The organism is Micromonospora sp. S4605, assembly GCF_003176715.1.
Classification (GTDB): domain Bacteria; phylum Actinomycetota; class Actinomycetes; order Mycobacteriales; family Micromonosporaceae; genus Micromonospora; species Micromonospora echinaurantiaca.
In genome coordinates, this window is sequence record NZ_QGSW01000035.1 from 19,824 (window position 1) to 35,857 (window position 16,034).

Sequence of the window (16,034 nt, forward strand, 5' to 3'; positions counted from 1 at the left end):
TCCGGTCGCTCTGTGCCGGCAGGTCGGAGAGGTTGCCCCGGACTGGGCCGAGACCTTCCCGAAAGCGACTTTCCTCGTATATAACGTGAAAGAGCTACGCATATAACCACTACCCCCAATCGCGTCAGAAACCTGGAAAACGTTCCGATTTGGCATGAACACTCCTAACGTTCCTCGTGGCTCGTCCTCCTGAGCCGACCACTGAAGGGAGTGAGGATCATGTCGATGAGGTTTCTGACCAAGCTCGCCGGCGGGGTGGCGCTGGGGAGCGCTGTCCTGCTGCTCGGTGCGCCCGCGACCGCGTTCGCCGCGACCGACGACGGAGCGACCAAGGAGCCCAGGAGTTCCCACGAGGAGAAGTCGAAGAAGAAGTCGGACGGCGAGCACGATACGTACAACCTGCGCGACAAGGAGGGCAAGGGGATCGTCTGCGCGGCCAACAAGCAGACGAACGAGCTGAACGTCTCCAACATCATCAAGGGCAACACCATCACGGACAGCGTGATCGTCATCACGCAGAATGTCGCGAGCTCGCAGACGAACGAGAGTGGACCACGCACCATCGTCTGCATCCGCGACCTCGAGTTGGACGCGAAGGTGGAGGCGGATCTGCTCGGCGACCTCTTCAAGTTGGTCGAGCGGTCCGGTATCGGCCGGGTCGCCTCGCCGGCGGGTGCCGGCAAGGCCACCGAGCCAACCGTCGCGTACGCGGGTCCGGAAGGTGCCTGGGTGTTCCCGGCGACGGGCAGCGTCGCGGCCGGTGACGGTGGCGCGTTCACCGACACCAACACCGGTGCTCTGGTGACCACCGGTGCCGGCATGATGGGCGCCGCCGCGCTCGTTGGCATCGCTCTGCTGCGTCGGCGGTCCGCCAATGGCACCGTCGCCTAGGTCGACACCGAGCGTCAGCGGCCGCCACGGTTTCCCGTGGCGTGCCGCTGGCCTCGTTCTGGTGGTTCTTTTCACGCTCACCGGGGCAGGACTGATCGGGCTCGGGGTCACGGCTGCTGATCCGGTCCGGCCGCCACAGCCCGATCCCGCCGCCGCACCGGCGACCCTCCTCCCACCGGTGGCGGAGGACGCCGCCGCACCGGCCCCGACCCCGAGCGCATCGCCGGCCGCCGGTGAGGCGCGCGGTGCTCGCGGCCGCGACGCCGGTCGTCAGTCCGGCGCGGCCCAGCCGTCGCCCTCACCGACGGCGGCCGGGATGCCGCGGTCGCAACCCACCCGCATCAAGATCCCGCGAATCGGCGTCGACGCACCGACGGCTCCGCTCGGGCTGGACCGGAACCAGCAGATCGCGGTCCCGCCGCCCCAGCAATCCAATACGGCCGGGTGGTACAAGCTGGGACCGAGCCCCGGTGAGGCCGGGACCGCGGTGGTGGTGGGCCACGTCGACTCCCGCGCGACCGGGAGGGCGGTCTTCTTCCGGCTGGGTGCGCTCAAGCGGGGAGACAGCATCGAGGTGCTCCGCAAGGACGGCAGGACAGCCCGATTCACCGTCGACGGAGTAGCCCGCTACCCGAAGAACAAGTTCCCGTCCGCGCTGGTCTACGGCCACACCGGCAAGGCGCAGCTCCGGTTGATCACCTGTGGTGGTGGCTACGACAAGGCGACGAGGTCGTACAAGGACAACGTCGTGGTGTTCGCGAGCCTGGCTGCGGGCCGTGTCGCGTGAGGCGGTGAATGGCGGGCGGCTTCACGTGCGGGCGGCGACGGCCAGCTCCGAAGCCGAAACCGAGGTGCGTGGTCCCGGCACCGCTGCACCCGAGAAGGACGAGGCCAGCGGCCGCCACGGGGAGACCGTGACGGCCGCTGGCGCTCCTGGTCGCCTCAGCCGGCCAGCCCACCGGCCAGCCGACGCTGTCCAGCAGATCAGTCCAGCTCCAGGTCCAGTTCCACGTCGTTGATGCAGACAGTGACGATGTTGGTGTTTGGACCAAATTCCGTGCTGTTCTCCTGGTTGACGGACTGCTCAACGGCGATGGCAATCTCGCTGTCCTCGATGAAGTTCCTCTCGAAGACGCTGACGGCGGCCGCTTCGTTGGACTGCTCGATGGTGCCGCAGGTGTTGCTGTCCGACGCCCCGCCGTCGTAGGCCATCGCGGCAGTGGGCGTGCCGAGCAGCAGGGCGGCACCGCCCAGGGCGACCGCGCCGGCGAGCTTGGCCAGGTACCTCTTCGACATGTTTCCTCTCCCTTCCGGTCGGCTCGGGTAGATGAGCCACGACAAACGTAAGGAGGATTCATGTCCGGTCGCGCCGGTTTCCGGGTTTCTGCGGCAAACCGACCTACAGATGATAAGTGTAGTTTTTTCGGCTTTGGGGCGTCAGGCCCATCTGGTCAACTCGCGCGCCCTCTGAGCATCTTGAGCTCGGGCGAAGCAGTCGGGCCGGCACCGCCGAAGCGTCGGCCCGACTGGGGGGTTTATCACAGCCAGCGGGCGGCTGAGATCCGCCCAGGGTGACGGCCTACGACACGAACGGCCACCGTCGCCCCGCCCACGACCACGCTACGTGAGCGGGGGCGCGGATTGTAGCAACCCTTTACACGGTCGTCATCGTCTCAACAGGCGAACTGCAACATCCCCTGGCAGCATGGGGCCGCATGTGCGGACTTGCGGGTGAGTTCCGCCGTGACGGTCTACGCGCCGACGTGTCGGCGGTGGAGCGCATGGCGGCCACGATGAGTGACCGAGGGCCCGACGACAGCGGCGTGTGGTCCCAGGGGCCGACCGCCCTGGGGCACCGCCGCCTGAAGATCATCGACCTCTCCGCGGCGAGCGGTCAGCCACTGGTCGACCCGGACGCCGGGTTGACCGGCGTCTTCAACGGCTGCGTCTACAACTACCGGGAACTGCGGGCGGAACTGACCGCACGGGGCCACCGCTTCTTCTCCACCGGCGACAGCGAGGTCGTGGTCAAGGCGTACGCCGAGTGGGGCCTCGGCTTCGTCGACCACCTGGTCGGCATGTTCGCCGTGGCGATCACCGAGCGGGACACCGGTCGACTGGTGCTGGCCCGGGACCGGCTCGGCATCAAGCCGCTCTACCTGGCCGAGTCGCCGGGCGTGGTGCGGTTCGCCAGCACCCTGCCGGCGCTGCTGGCCGGCGGCGGCGTCGACACCAGCCTCGACCCGGTCGCCCTCGCCCACTACCTGAGCTTCCACAGCATCGTGCCGCCGCCGCGCACCATCCTGCGCGGGGTGACCAAGCTGCCCCCGGCCACCGTGCGGGTCTACGAGCCGGACGGTCGCACCCACGAGCGGGTCTACTGGGATCCGTCGTTCACCCGGGACGCCGGCCGGGCCGGCTGGTCCGCGCGGGACTGGCAGGACGCCCTGCGGGAGTCGCTGACCACCGCCGTACGCCGGCGGATGGTCGCCGACGTGCCGGTGGGTGTGCTGCTCTCCGGCGGCCTGGACTCCAGCCTGGTGGTGGCCCTTCTCGCCGAGCAGGGGCAGCGCGGGCTGGCCACCTTCTCCATCGGCTTCGACGCGGTCGGCGGCCGGGAGGGCGACGAGTTCGTCTACTCCGACCTGGTGGCGAAGACCTTCGACACCGACCACCACCAGATCAGGGTCGCCGCCGGCGACCTGGTGCCGCCGCTGGAGGCTGCCGTGGCGGCCATGAGCGAGCCGATGGTCAGCCACGACTGCGTCGCGTTCTACCTGCTCAGCGAGGAGGTCGCCAAGCACGTCAAGGTGGTCCAGTCCGGTCAGGGCGCGGACGAGATCCTCGGCGGCTACCACTGGTACCCGCCGCTGGCCGGCGTCGACCGGGAGCGGGCCCTCGACACGTACGCCAAGGCGTTCTTCGACCGGGACGCGGCCGGACTGGCCCGGGTGCTCAACCCGGCGTGGCTGGCCGACGGCGACCCGGCCCGGGAGTTCGTGGCCGCGCACCTGGCCCGGCCCGGCGCGCAGACCGCCGTCGACGCGGGCCTGCGGATCGACACCCAGGTGATGCTGGTCGACGACCCGGTGAAGCGGGTGGACAACATGACAATGGCGCACGGGCTGGAGGCCCGGGTGCCGTTCCTCGACCACGAGTTCGTCGAACTCGCCGCCGGTTGCCCGCCGGAGCTGAAGCTGGCCCAGGGCGGCAAGGGTGTGCTCAAGGAGATCGGCCGCCGGGTGCTGCCGCACGAGGTCATCGACCGGCCCAAGGGCTACTTCCCGGTGCCCGGCCTGACCCACCTGGAGGGGAAGCTGCTCGACCGGGTCCGGGACGCGCTCACCGCCCCCGCCGCCCGCCGCCGCGACCTGTTCCGCACCGACTACGTCGACGCGCTGCTGGCCGACCCGAACGCCGAACTGACCCCGCTGAACGGAAACAAGCTGTGGCAACTCGGACTCCTGGAAATGTGGCTCCAGAGCCACGGAATCGACTGACCGTGACCGACACCATCGCGACCGGGATGGCGCGGCTCGACCGGGCCCGCGGCGACGTCCGGCGGTACGAGCGGGTCGGTCCGGGCGGCGACCCGATGGCGCCGGGCGGCGACGAGCGGCCGGCCGACGACGCGGGCGTGGTGCTGGACTGCGGCTGGGGGCGCCTGGTCTTCGGGCAGACCTTCGCCGACCAGGCGGAGGTCGCCGACGTGCTGCGCTCCGAGGCGGCCGGCTCCCGGGACATCTGCATCTACCTGCGGGACCCGCACGTGCTGGTCTCCCGGCTGCCGGACGAGCTCTTCATCGACCCGTCGCTGACCTACCGGCTGTCGCTCGGCGCGAACCGCCGGGCCGCCGCCGACCCGCCGCTCGACCTGCCCGGGGTACGCGTCCGGCCACTGCGCGACGCCGCCGACGCGGACGCGGTCAACCGGATCTACGCGGCCAACGGCATGGTCACCGCACCGGTCGACGTGCTGGTCGCCAACGCCCGCACCGACCGCTTCCTGCACCTGGTCGCCGAGGCGGCCGACGGCGCGGTCGTCGGCACGGTCACCGGCGTGGACCACGTAGCGGTCTTCGCCGACCCGGAGCGCGGCGCCAGCCTGTGGTGCCTCACCGTCGACTTCAACCGGGCGCCGCCCGGCACCGGGCAGGCGCTGATCACCGAGTTGGCGTCCCGGCTGGTCGACCGCGGCCGGGCGTACGTGGACCTGTCGGTGCTGGCCGAGAACGAGGGGGCGATCCGGCTCTACGAGCGGCTCGGCTTCCACCGGACCGCCACGCTCTGCGTGAAGCGGAAGAACCCGATCAACGAGCGGCTCTTCCTGCCCGCCCTGCCCGAGGGCTACGACCGGCTCAACCCGTACGCCCGGATCGTCGCGGACGAGGCGATGCGCCGGGGCATCCGGGTGGAGGTGACCGACCCGGCCTGGGGCGAGCTGCGGCTGACCAGCGGCGGCCGGACCATCCTCACCCGGGAGTCGCTGTCGGAGCTGACCTCGGCGGTGGCGCTGAGCCGCTGCGACGACAAGCGGGTGACCCGGCGGATCCTCGCCGAGGCCGGCCTGTCGGTGCCGCGCGGCCGCACCGCCACCGGCGACGCCGGCGACACCGCTTTCCTGGCCGAGGTCGGCCGGGTGGTGGTCAAGCCGGCGCGCGGCGAGCAGGGCAACGGCATCACCGTCGGCGTGGCCAGCCCGGAGGCGCTGGCCACCGCGGTCGAGCTGGCCGCCCGGTTCTGCCCGGACGTGCTGATCGAACAGCTGTGCGCCGGCGAGGACCTGCGGGTGATCGTGATCGACCACGAGGTGGTGGCCGCGGCGGTGCGCCGGCCGGCCGCGGTCACCGGGGACGGCGTGCACGACATCGCCGAGCTGATCGAGCGGCAGAGCCGCCGCCGGGCGGCCGCCACCGGCGGCGAGTCCCGGATCCCGGTGGACGACCTGACCCTGGACGTGCTGGCCGAGGCCGGCTACGGCCTGCACGACGTCCTGCCCGAGGGGGAGGTGCTGGTGGTGCGTCGGACCGCCAACCTGCACACCGGCGGCACCATCCACGACGTCACCGGCGAGCTGCACCCGGAGATCGCCGAGGCGTGCGTGGCCGCGAGCCGGGCGCTGGACATCCCGGTCACCGGGCTGGACCTGCTGGTCGACTCCCCGGACCGGCCCGAGCACGTCTTCATCGAGGCGAACGAGCGGCCCGGCCTGGCCAACCACGAGCCGCAACCGACCGCCGAGCGCTTCGTGGACCTGCTCTTCCCCGGCACCCGGGCCCCGCAGCGGCTCTGGTCGCCGGCCGGCCCGGGAGGTGCCGCGTGAGCCCGCGACCGCTGGCGATCGACCTCGACTACCTGCGCCAGGTGCTGGTGGAGCTGCTGGAGATCCCGAGCCCGTCGGGGCGTACCGACCACGTGCAGCAGTACGTCGGCGAGCGGCTCTCCGCGCTCGGCATCGGCTCCACGCTGACCCGGCGCGGGGCGTTGAGCGCCTGCCTGCCCGGCCCCCGCGCCACCGGCGCGGACCGGGCGATCGTGGTGCACACCGACACCATCGGCGGGATGGTGAAGCGGCTCAAGGAGAACGGCCGGCTGGAGCTGAAGCCGATCGGCACGCACAGCGCCCGGTTCGCCGAGGGCGCCCACGTGCGGATCTTCACCGACGACCTGGACCGGGTGATCACCGGCCAGGTGCTTCCGCTCAAGGCCAGCGGGCACCGCTACAACGAGGGCGTCGACTCCCAGGGCATCGGCTGGGAGCAGGTCGAGGTACGGGTCGACGAGCCGGTCGAGGACATCGCCGGGCTGCGGGCACTCGGCATCGACGCGGGCGACTTCGTGGCGTTCCTGCCCAACCCGACGGTCACCCCGCACGGGTACGTCAAGTCCCGGCACCTCGACGACAAGGCGGGCGTGGCGGCGGTGCTGACCGCGTTCAAGGCGCTGGTCGACGCCGGCGTCCGCCCGGCGGTCACCGCACACCTGCTGGTCACCGTGACCGAGGAGATCGGGCACGGCGCCTCGCACGGCCTGGATCCGGACGTGGCGGAGATCGTCTCGGTGGACGCGGCGGTGGTCGCCCCCGGCCAGCAGTCCCGCGAGGACGCGGCCACGCTGGCCATGGGCGACGGGGTCGGGCCGTTCGACTACCACCTGACCCGCAACCTCGCCGCGATCGCCGCCGAGCACGGGGTACGGCTGGTCCGGGACGTCTTCGACTACTACCGCTCGGACGTGGCGGCGGCGGTGGAGGCCGGGGCGCACGCCCGGGTGGCGCTGCTCGGCTTCGGCGTTGACGCCACCCACGGGCACGAACGCACCCACCTCGACGGGCTGCGCCAGCTGACCCAGCTGCTCTGCCTCTACCTGCAGAGCGACCTGGTCTTTCCGGAGTGGGACGCCGAACCGGAGGGCGACCTGGCCGACTTTCCGTCGCTGGCGGTCCAGCCGGCCGGCGGGGAGGGGCCCCGCGAGGGCCCGATCGGCATCGCCGACGCCGCCGGGACCGCCCCGCATTCCCGTCCGGCGGTGTGATCGAAATCCGTTGCCGGGGGCACCGGCACTGGATAGCGTGGCCGTACACGGGAAAGGAGGTGGTCCAGACTTGTATAGCAATCGGACTCGTGAGGTGGCTGTCCGCTAGCCGCTGTCCTCGACAGTAATCCCGTCCGCCGCGAGGCGGGCACAGGCACCATCGTCGAGACCGTGTGGCAGCGGTGCGGCGAATCCACGACAGCCACCCGACCCCCGGGGTACCGGCCCAGTCCAGCCGGTCCGCGCGAGCGCGGAAGCCCCGGGGGTCGCTTCATGTTCCGGGAGGGCCCGTGTCGATGCGCGAGCTGGTGGTGCTGGGTACGGCCAGCCAGGCGCCGACCCGGCAGCGCAACCACAACGGCTACGTGCTGCGCTGGGACGACGAGGTGATCCTCTTCGACCCGGGCGAGGGCAGCCAGCGGCAGCTGCTGCACACCGGGGTGACCGCCACCGACCTGACCCGGGTGTGCGTCACCCACTTCCACGGCGACCACTGCCTCGGCCTGCCCGGCACCATCCAGCGGCTCTCCCTGGACCGGGTGCCGCGCCCGGTGGCGATGCACTTCCCGGCCGGCGGCGCCGAGTACTTCGCCCGGCTGCGGCACGCGTCCAGCTTCTACGAGACGGCCGAGCTGCGGGTCGAGCCGATCGAGGCCGACGGGCAGCGGATCGCGCTGCGCGGCGGCACGCTGGAGGCCCGCCGGCTGCGGCACCCCATCGAGACGTACGGCTACCGGGTGATCGAGCCGGACGGCTGCCGGATGCTGCCGGAGAAGCTGGCCGCGTACGGCGTCACCGGGCCGGCGGTCGGCGAGCTGATCCGGGTCGGCCACCTCGACCTCGACGGACGCCGGGTCACCCGGGACGAGGTGAGCGTGCCCCGGCCCGGGCAGCGGTTCGCTTTCGTGATGGACACCGGCCTCTGCGACGGGGTGTACGCCCTCGCCGAGCACGCCGACCTGCTGGTCATCGAGTCGACCTTCCTGGAGTCGGAGGCCGCGCTCGCCGCCGAGGTCGGCCACCTGACCGCGGCCCAGGCCGCACGGGTGGCGGCCGAGTCGGGGGTACGCCGGCTCGTGCTCACCCACTTCTCCCAGCGGTACGCCGACGCGAGCCGGTTCGCCGACGAGGCGCGCGAGCACTTCGACGGTGAGCTGGTGGTCGCCGAGGACCTGCTCACCGTGCAGGTGCCGCCACGGCGGGTAGCCTCGGCCGGGTGAGCGTCACCCTCCGCCGGGCCACCCGCGACGACCTGCTCGCGGTCGGCGCCCTCCACCAACGCTCCCGGGTCGCCGCGTACTCGTCCTTCCTGCCGCCGGAGTCGCTGGCCGAGCCGACGGCCGAGGCGATGGGGTCGTACTGGGTCGAGCGCTGGGGGTGGGAACGCGACGACCACCTGATGACCGTCGCCGAGCGCGATGCAACGCTGGTCGGCTTCAGCTACGTGGGGCCGGACGACGAGGGTGACCCGGAGACCGGCCTGCTGCACGCGATCCACCTCGCCCCGGCCGAACGGGGCCGCGGCGTGGGCCGGCATCTGATGGTCGACGCGCTGGCCACCATGCGGGCCCGCGGCTGGCGGCGCGGGGTGCTCTGGGTGCTCGCGCAGAACACCCACGCCCGGCGCTTCTACGAGCGGGGCGGGTGGGCGCCGACCGGGCAGGAGCGGGAGGACGTGATCGGCTCGGCGGTCACCCGGCAGCTGCGCTACGCCCGGCTGTTGTGACCGGCCGTTCGCTCTGAGCGGATCGGGGCATGCCCGTCGATGCCGCCGCGTTGGCGGGGTCATGGACACCGATCACACCGCGCCGGAGCCGGCCGAGGCCGCCGCTCTGGACGCGTACTCCCGGGTGGTCACGACCGTGGCGGCCCGGGTGCTGCCCAGCGTGGCCGCGCTGTCGGTGCGGACCGCGCGCGGGGCCGGCGCCGGCTCCGCGGTCACCGTGGGCGCCGACGGCCTACTGCTGACCAGCGCGCACGTGGTGCAGGGCGCCGAAGGCGGGACGGCAGGCTTCGCCGACGGCACCGAGACCCGGTTCCGGGTGGTCGGCGCCGACCCGCTGTCGGACCTGGCGGTGCTGCGGGCCGAGGAGGCCACCGTGCCGCCGGTCGAGCTGGGCGACGCCGACGCGCTGCGGATCGGCCAGTTGGTCGTCGCCGTCGGCAACCCGATGGGGCTGGCCGGCTCGGTCACCGCCGGCGTGGTCTCCGGCCTGGGGCGCTCGCTGCCCGCCCGGGACGGCCGGGTGACCCGGCTGATCGAGGATGTGATCCAGACCGACGCCGCGCTGAACCCGGGCAACTCCGGCGGCGCGCTCGCCGACTCCTCGGGGCGGGTGATCGGGGTGAACACCGCGGTCGCCGGCTACGGGCTCGGGCTGGCCGTGCCGATCAACACCACCACCCGGCAGATCATCGCCGACCTGACCACCGACGGCCGGGTCCGCCGGGCCTGGCTCGGCGTCGCCGGCGTGCCGGTGCCGCTGCCGCCCGAGGTCGCCGCGCGCACCGGCCAGCGGCGCGGCCTGCGGGTGGTGGAGGTGGTGCCCGGCAGTCCCGCCGGGGTGGCCGGGATCTACCTGGGTGACGTCATCGTCTCGGCCGGCGGGCGCCCGGTGCGCGACGGCCAGGGCCTGCAACGGCTGATGCTCGGCCGGGCGATCGGCACCCGGCTGCCGGTCACCGTGCTGCGCAAGGGCGCCTTCGTCGACGTGGTCGCGGTGCCCACCGAGCTGACCCGCTGACCCCCGGGGGCCGCGCCCGGGTGGGGCGGGCATCGGACGGCCCCCGAGCCGGGTGGGGCGGGTACGCGAACGGGCCGCTCCCGGGAGGGAAGCGGCCCGTTCGCGGTCAGTCGTGGGTCAGCGGGCGCCGAGGTGCGCGAGCAGGTCCTGCCGGGTGAGCACGCCCTTGGGCTTGCCGTCCACCAGCACCAGCGCCGCGTCGGACTTCTCCAGCAGGTTGACCGCCTCGCTCACCGGCTGGCCGCCGCCGATCATCGGCAGCGGGTCGCCCATGTGCCGCTCGATCGTGTCGTGCAGGTGCGCCTGGCCGGTGAAGAGCGCGTCGAGCAGGTCCTTCTCGGCGATCGAACCGGCCACCTCACCGGTGACCACCGGCGGCTCGGCCTTGAGCACCGGCAGCTGGGAGACGCCGTACTCGCGCATGTAGTCGATCGCGTCGCGGACCGTCTCGGTGGGGTGCACGTGCACCAGTTCGGGCAGGCCGCCCGGCTTGCCGGCCAGCGCGTCGGCGACCGTCGGCTCGGCGCCGGAGTTGTCCAGGAAGCCGTACCGGGCCATCCACTGGTCGTTGAAGATCTTGGACAGGTAGCCCTTGCCGCTGTCCGGCAGCAGCACCACGACCACGTCGTCCGGGCCGGCCTTGCGGGCCACCTCCAGGGCGGCCACCACGGCCATCCCGCAGGAGCCACCGACCAGCAGCCCCTCCTCGCGGGCCAGCCGGCGGGTCATCTCGAACGACGCCTTGTCGGAGACCTCGACGATCTCGTCGGCGACCCCCCGGTCGTACGTCTCCGGCCAGAAGTCCTCGCCGACGCCCTCCACCAGGTAGGGCCGGCCGGTGCCGCCGGAGTAGACCGAGCCCTCCGGGTCCGCGCCGATCACCTTGACCCGGCCCTGCGAGGCCTCCTTCAGGTACCGGCCGATGCCGGAGATGGTGCCGCCGGTGCCCACGCCGGCCACGAAGTGGGTGAGCCCGCCCTCGGTCTGCTTCCACAGCTCCGGACCGGTCGTCTCGTAGTGCGAGCGCGGGTTGGCCGGGTTGCTGTACTGGTTCGGCTTCCAGGCGCCGGGGATCTCCCGGGCCAACCGGTCGGAGACGTTGTAGTAGGAGCGCGGATCCTCCGGAGCCACCGCGGTCGGGCAGACCACCACCTCGGCGCCGTACGCGCGCAGCACGTCCTGCTTGTCCTGGCTGACCTTGTCCGGGCAGACGAAGACGCACTTGTAGCCCTTGAGCTGCGCCACCAGGGCCAGCCCGACGCCGGTGTTGCCGCTGGTCGGCTCGACGATGGTGCCGCCCGGCTTGAGGATCCCGGCCGCCTCGGCGTCCTCCACCATGCGCAGCGCGATCCGGTCCTTCACCGAACCGCCCGGGTTGAGGTACTCCACCTTCGCCAGCACGGTCGCCTGGATGCCCTCGGTGACGTTGCGCAGCCGCACCAGCGGGGTGTTGCCGATCAACTCGACGACGTTGTCGTAGTACTGCACCTCGTTGTGCCCTTCTCCTCCGGCGCCGGCGCCGGCGGCCGGGCTGGTGATTCGCGGTTTCCCGCGCCCAGGGTACGTCGGGTCAGGGCACCACGTGACCGGGGATCACCGACCGGCGACGCTCCTCCCACTCCAGGAAGCGCTCGGTCTCGGCGAGCACGCTGCCGGCCAGCCAGGTGACCATGACCGCGTCGTCGGCCAGGCCGAAGATCGCCAGCGGGATCTCCGGGAGCAGGTCGACCGGCGAGACGATGTACGCCGTCGCCGCGGTCATCAGGGCCAGCCGGAGGCCGCCGTCGTACTCGCCGCGGGCGGTGGCCCGGATCATCCGGGGCAGCGCCGCCAGCCGCGCCCCGAGCGACGGGCCGCCCCGCGCGCCGGCCATCAGCGCCCGCGCCAGCGCGGTGAAGGCCGCGCTCCGCTTCAACGTCTTCGCCATCTCTTCCGCCCCTCTCCGGGTGCCAGGGTGCCGCGCCCGCGCAACCCCCGCGCCGACCGGTCCGGCCAGCACCGGTACTGGTACCCAGTCGTCGTGTTCCCGGCACCCGCCCGCCGGCACGACGACAGCGTCCTGTCGTGCCGGCGCGATAATGTCGCCTCATGGGGGTCGCTGGTTCCGTCGTACCGGTTGGTCCGAGCTGGCAGCGCGCCCGGCGGGTCGCCCGCCTGGCGGCGATCGGCACGGGCGCCACGGTGGCGGCCGCGGCGGCGACCACCGGGGTGCTGCTCGGCCAGGCCCGGCAGGCCCGGCGCACCATCCCGATGGCCGAGGCGCCGCCGCCGCGCTGCGACGGGGTCTACGGCGCCAAGCTGCCCGGTCCGCCGGTCACCATGGTCATCCTCGGTGACTCCTCGGCGGCCGGCTACGGGGTGCACCGCCGCCGGGAGACACCCGGCGCGCTGCTCGCCACCGGCCTGTCCCGCCGGTTGCAGCGGCCGGTCCGGCTGCACCGGTTCGCCGTGGTCGGCGCCATCTCCGCCGGGCTCCGGCACCAGGTGGAGGCGGCACTGGAGTGCCAGCCCGACATCGCGGTGATCCTGATCGGCGGCAACGACGTCACCAACCGCACCCCGCTCGGGCTGGCCGTGCGCTACCTGGTCGAGGCGGTCCGCGCGCTGCGTGCCGCCGGCTGCGAGGTGGTGGTCGGCACCTGCCCCGACCTGGGCGCCATCCGGCCGATCCAGCCGCCGCTGCGCTGGCTGGCCCGGCGCTGGAGCCGCCAGCTCGCCGCCGCGCAGACGGTGGCCGTGGTCGAGGCCGGCGGTTGGACGGTCTCCCTCGGCGATCTGCTCGGCCCCCGGTTCGCGGCCGAGCCCACCCGGATGTTCGCCTGGGACCGCTTCCACCCGTCCGCCGAGGGCTACGCGGTGGCCGCCGCCGCGCTGCTGCCGACCATCCTCTCCGCGCTGGGCGCCGGGCCGGAACGCCGGCCTGCGCCGGTGCGCGGAGAAGGCGTACGGTCGCTGCCGGAGGCCGCGCAGGAGGCGGCCCGGCACGCCGGCACCGAGGTCAGCGGCACCCAGGTCCGGGGCCGCGACCGAGGTCCCGCCGGACGGTGGGCGCAGCTGCGCCGGCGGGCGTTCTTCGGGGCCGGTGCCGTGCCGCAACCCGGTCGCGCCACCGACTCACCCACAGTGGAGGGACTGGCATGAGCGAGCGAATCATCAGGCGCAGCGGAGTGCCGTCATGAGCGAGCGCAGCGAGCAGATGATCACCTCGGGGGTCGCCCGCCGGCTGGGCCGGGCGGCGGCGCTCTCCCTGCTCGCCGGCACGGTGGGCGGCGCGGCCGTCCTCGCCGGCCAGGCCTTCGTCGCCCGCCACCGTCAGTACGCCCAGCCCGAGCTGGGGCTCGCGCTGCGCGCCACGGTCGGGCGGACCGGCGCCCCACCGCTGCGGCTGGTGCTGCTCGGCGACTCGTCCGCCCTCGGGGTCGGCGTCGCCCGCCTCGACGACACCATCGGCGGCCAGTTGGCCAACCTGCTCGCCGAGGGCCCGTCCGGGCGGCAGGTCCACCTGTCCAGCGTCGGCGTCTCCGGCTCCCGCGCCACCGACCTGGCCACCCAGGTGGCCCGGGCACTGCTCGGTGAGCGGCCCGACGTGGCGGTGATCCTGATCGGCGCCAACGACGCCACCAGCCTGCGCCGGCCGGCCGACGCCGCCGCGTACCTCGGCGCGGCGGTGCACCGGCTGCGGGAGGCCCGGGTGGAGGTCGTCGTCGGCACCTGCCCCGACCTCGGCGCGGTACGCGCGATCGCGCCCCCGCTGCGGCAGCTCGTCGGCTGGTCCGGGCGGCGCATCGCCCGCGCCCAGACCGCCGCGGTGCTCGACGCCGGCGGCACGGTGGTCGACCTGGCCACCGAAACCGGGCCGGTGTTCCGGGCCGACGCCGGCACCCTCTGCCACGACGGTTTCCACCCCTCCGCCGACGGCTACCGGGTCTGGGCGCACGCCCTGCTGCCCGCCGTCGCCGCCGCGGCGGCGGTCGCCTCCCGGCACTGACCCGCGTCCCCGCCTCGGCACGTCGCCGGTCGCCGGCCGTGCACCACGGGCCGGCTGGCCGCGCAAGATCGTGCTCGATCCTGGATGTAGTGGCCATCGGCGCGTTCCGAGGCCACTACAGCCCGGATCGAGCGTCACGATGGTCGGCGATCGGCGCAGCGCCGGGTCCCGGCGTGACATTTCCCGCCGGGTGCGCGCCTTCCGTGCCAAGTTACCCGCGGGTTAACGTTGGTTCATGCCGACTGAGTCGTCCCGCGACGCTGTCATCGTCGCCACCGCCCGCTCCCCCATCGGCCGGGCGCACAAGGGGTCCCTGCGCGAGGTCCGGCCGGACGACCTCGCCGCGACCATCGTCCAGGCCGCGCTCGACAAGATCCCGGCGCTCGACCCGACCGAGATCGATGACCTCTACCTCGGATGCGGCCTGCCCGGCGGCGAGCAGGGCTTCAACATGGCCCGCGTGGTGGCCACCCTGATGGGCCTGGACGGCCTGCCGGGCGCCACCGTCACCCGCTACTGCGCATCGTCGCTGCAGACCACCCGGATGGCGATGCACGCGATCCGGGCGGGCGAGGGTGACGCCTTCGTCTCCGCCGGCGTGGAGTGCGTCTCCCGCTACGCCCGCGGCAACTCCGACGCCCTGCCGCCGGAGGCGCAGGCGCTGGTCGGTGGCGGCTGGGAGAACCCGCGGTTCGCCGAGGCGCGCCAGCGGTCGAAGGCGCGCGCCGAGGCCGGCGCCCCGGTCTGGACCGACCCGCGGGAGGCCGGCGAGCTGCCGGACATCTACCTCGCCATGGGGCAGACCGCCGAGAACCTGGCCCAGGTGTACGACGTGACCCGCGCCGACATGGACGAGTTCGGCGTACGCAGCCAGAACCTGGCCGAGAAGGCGATCGCCGACGGTTTCTGGGCCCGGGAGATCACCCCGGTGACCACCCCGGACGGCACAGTGGTCAGCACCGACGACGGCCCGCGTCCCGGCGTCACCCTGGAGGGTGTCGCCGGACTGAAGCCGGTGTTCCGCCCGGACGGCCGGATCACCGCCGGCAACTGCTGCCCGCTCAACGACGGCGCCGCCGCCGTGGTGGTGATGAGCGCCCAGCGGGCCCGGGACCTGGGGCTCACCCCGCTGGCCCGGATCGTCTCCACCGGCGTCACCGCGCTCTCCCCGGAGATCATGGGCCTCGGCCCGGTCGAGGCGTCCAAGCAGGCGCTGAAGCGGGCCGGCATGACCATCGACGACGTCGACCTGGTGGAGATCAACGAGGCGTTCGCCGCGCAGGTGATCCCCTCCTACCGCCAGCTCGGCATCCCGCTGGAGAAGCTGAACGTGGCCGGCGGCGCCATCGCCGTGGGGCACCCGTTCGGCATGACCGGCGCCCGGATCACCGGCACCCTGCTCAACGCACTGGAGTGGCACGACAAGACCATCGGCCTGGAGACGATGTGCGTCGGCGGTGGCCAGGGCATGGCCATGGTCCTCGAACGCCTCAGCTGAGCCCGGCACAGGCTGCCCCCACCGCTGCTGGCGGGGGCCGGGCCTAGAGCGCGCTGCGGGTCGCCGTCACCTCGGCGGCGGCCCGCGCCAGCACGTCGGGTGGCGGGCCGGCGGCGACCAGGTCGGCGGCGACCACCCGGAGCTGGTCGGGCAGGGCGAGATCGTTGTCGAGCCGGGGCACCGTACGGCGGGGCTGCCCCTCGGCGTCGGCGGCCAGGTTGGCCACCTCCTGCACCAGCCGGTGCACCAGGTCCCCCCGCGCGGCATTGCCGCCCGCCGCCGCGGCCGCCCACCGCGGCTGCTCCCAGTGCCCCACCTGCCGCACCAGCAGGTCCACCGCCCGCCCCAACTCCGTCCCACGCACCCGCCCACCCTACGA

General features: G+C 73.3%; 14 protein-coding genes and 1 pseudogene. 11 read left to right on the forward strand and 4 right to left on the reverse strand.

The window, feature by feature from the left end; translation table 11 throughout:
- Positions 1-225 precede the first annotated feature (225 nt).
- Positions 226-891 carry a hypothetical protein gene (locus DLJ47_RS01270; protein WP_146227992.1) on the forward strand — a complete coding sequence of 222 codons (666 nt, stop codon included), beginning with the start codon at positions 226-228 and terminating at the stop codon, positions 889-891.
- Between the two features lie 316 nt (positions 892-1,207).
- A complete protein-coding gene (locus DLJ47_RS37830; RefSeq protein WP_446723520.1) occupies positions 1,208-1,678 on the forward strand; it encodes a class F sortase in 471 nt (156 codons plus the stop codon).
- Positions 1,679-1,875: 197 nt separating this feature from the next.
- Here the strand turns inward: DLJ47_RS37830 and DLJ47_RS01280 are convergent, their stop codons facing one another.
- Entirely contained in the window at positions 1,876-2,187 is a 312-nt protein-coding gene (locus tag DLJ47_RS01280) for a hypothetical protein (protein ID WP_109898273.1), read from the reverse strand.
- A gap of 419 nt (positions 2,188-2,606) precedes the next feature.
- Here DLJ47_RS01280 and DLJ47_RS01285 point away from each other — a divergent pair, with 419 nt between their 5' ends.
- From DLJ47_RS01285 to DLJ47_RS01310, 6 genes are all read left to right on the forward strand, one after another.
- Entirely contained in the window at positions 2,607-4,391 is a 1,785-nt protein-coding gene (locus tag DLJ47_RS01285; RefSeq protein WP_109898274.1) for an N-acetylglutaminylglutamine amidotransferase, read from the forward strand.
- Between the two features lie 2 nt (positions 4,392-4,393).
- Entirely contained in the window at positions 4,394-6,214 is a 1,821-nt protein-coding gene (ngg, locus tag DLJ47_RS01290) for an N-acetylglutaminylglutamine synthetase (RefSeq protein WP_109898275.1), read from the forward strand.
- Positions 6,211-7,425, forward strand: coding sequence for an osmoprotectant NAGGN system M42 family peptidase (locus DLJ47_RS01295; RefSeq protein WP_109898276.1), 1,215 nt, complete (start codon positions 6,211-6,213; stop codon positions 7,423-7,425). The genes ngg and DLJ47_RS01295 overlap by 4 nt, the downstream gene beginning before the upstream one ends.
- 290 nt (positions 7,426-7,715) lie before the next feature.
- Complete coding sequence (locus DLJ47_RS01300; protein WP_109898277.1) at positions 7,716-8,645, forward strand: ribonuclease Z; 930 nt, start codon at positions 7,716-7,718, stop codon at positions 8,643-8,645.
- Positions 8,642-9,151: a GNAT family N-acetyltransferase gene (locus DLJ47_RS01305; RefSeq protein WP_109898278.1), complete on the forward strand. Its 510-nt coding sequence runs from the start codon at positions 8,642-8,644 to the stop codon at positions 9,149-9,151. Before DLJ47_RS01300 ends, DLJ47_RS01305 begins: the two co-directional genes overlap by 4 nt.
- Before the next feature lie 61 nt (positions 9,152-9,212).
- Positions 9,213-10,169, forward strand: coding sequence for a S1C family serine protease (locus DLJ47_RS01310; RefSeq protein ID WP_109898279.1), 957 nt, complete (start codon positions 9,213-9,215; stop codon positions 10,167-10,169).
- Positions 10,170-10,286: 117 nt separating this feature from the next.
- Here DLJ47_RS01310 and DLJ47_RS01315 read toward each other — a convergent pair whose 3' ends face one another.
- Complete coding sequence (locus DLJ47_RS01315; RefSeq protein ID WP_088995965.1) at positions 10,287-11,657, reverse strand: cystathionine beta-synthase; 1,371 nt, start codon at positions 11,655-11,657, stop codon at positions 10,287-10,289.
- A gap of 82 nt (positions 11,658-11,739) precedes the next feature.
- A complete protein-coding gene (locus DLJ47_RS01320; protein WP_088995966.1) occupies positions 11,740-12,096 on the reverse strand; it encodes a YkvA family protein in 357 nt (118 codons plus the stop codon).
- Positions 12,097-12,257: 161 nt separating this feature from the next.
- Here DLJ47_RS01320 and DLJ47_RS01325 point away from each other — a divergent pair.
- The 3 genes and pseudogenes from DLJ47_RS01325 (at position 12,258) to DLJ47_RS01335 (ending at position 15,655) form a co-directional block, all read left to right on the forward strand.
- Positions 12,258-13,348: pseudogene (locus DLJ47_RS01325) on the forward strand (SGNH/GDSL hydrolase family protein).
- Positions 13,345-14,157, forward strand: a complete 813-nt coding sequence (locus DLJ47_RS01330) for an SGNH/GDSL hydrolase family protein (protein WP_109898281.1) — start codon at positions 13,345-13,347, stop codon at positions 14,155-14,157. Before DLJ47_RS01325 ends, DLJ47_RS01330 begins: the two are co-directional and overlap by 4 nt.
- A gap of 235 nt (positions 14,158-14,392) precedes the next feature.
- Positions 14,393-15,655 (forward strand): acetyl-CoA C-acetyltransferase, encoded by a 1,263-nt coding sequence (locus DLJ47_RS01335; protein ID WP_109898282.1) that lies wholly within the window; start codon positions 14,393-14,395, stop codon positions 15,653-15,655.
- 43 nt (positions 15,656-15,698) lie between these two features.
- Here the strand turns inward: DLJ47_RS01335 and DLJ47_RS01340 are convergent, their stop codons facing one another.
- Positions 15,699-16,019: a hypothetical protein gene (locus DLJ47_RS01340; protein WP_109898283.1), complete on the reverse strand. Its 321-nt coding sequence runs from the start codon at positions 16,017-16,019 to the stop codon at positions 15,699-15,701.
- Positions 16,020-16,034 lie beyond the last annotated feature (15 nt).

What these genes read in the sequence shown, in the direction of transcription:
- DLJ47_RS01270 (WP_146227992.1), top strand. Translation starts at nt 226, where the DNA reads ATGAGGTTTCTGACCAAGCTCGCCGGCGGGGTGGCGCTGGGGAGCGCT.
- DLJ47_RS37830 (WP_446723520.1), top strand. Translation starts at nt 1,208, where the DNA reads ATGCCGCGGTCGCAACCCACCCGCATCAAGATCCCGCGAATCGGCGTC.
- DLJ47_RS01335 (WP_109898282.1), top strand. Translation starts at nt 14,393, where the DNA reads ATGCCGACTGAGTCGTCCCGCGACGCTGTCATCGTCGCCACCGCCCGC.
- DLJ47_RS01310 (WP_109898279.1), top strand. Translation starts at nt 9,213, where the DNA reads ATGGACACCGATCACACCGCGCCGGAGCCGGCCGAGGCCGCCGCTCTG.
- DLJ47_RS01330 (WP_109898281.1), top strand. Translation starts at nt 13,345, where the DNA reads ATGAGCGAGCGCAGCGAGCAGATGATCACCTCGGGGGTCGCCCGCCGG.
- DLJ47_RS01285 (WP_109898274.1), top strand. Translation starts at nt 2,607, where the DNA reads ATGTGCGGACTTGCGGGTGAGTTCCGCCGTGACGGTCTACGCGCCGAC.
- DLJ47_RS01320 (WP_088995966.1), bottom strand. Translation starts at nt 12,096, where the DNA reads ATGGCGAAGACGTTGAAGCGGAGCGCGGCCTTCACCGCGCTGGCGCGG.
- DLJ47_RS01280 (WP_109898273.1), bottom strand. Translation starts at nt 2,187, where the DNA reads ATGTCGAAGAGGTACCTGGCCAAGCTCGCCGGCGCGGTCGCCCTGGGC.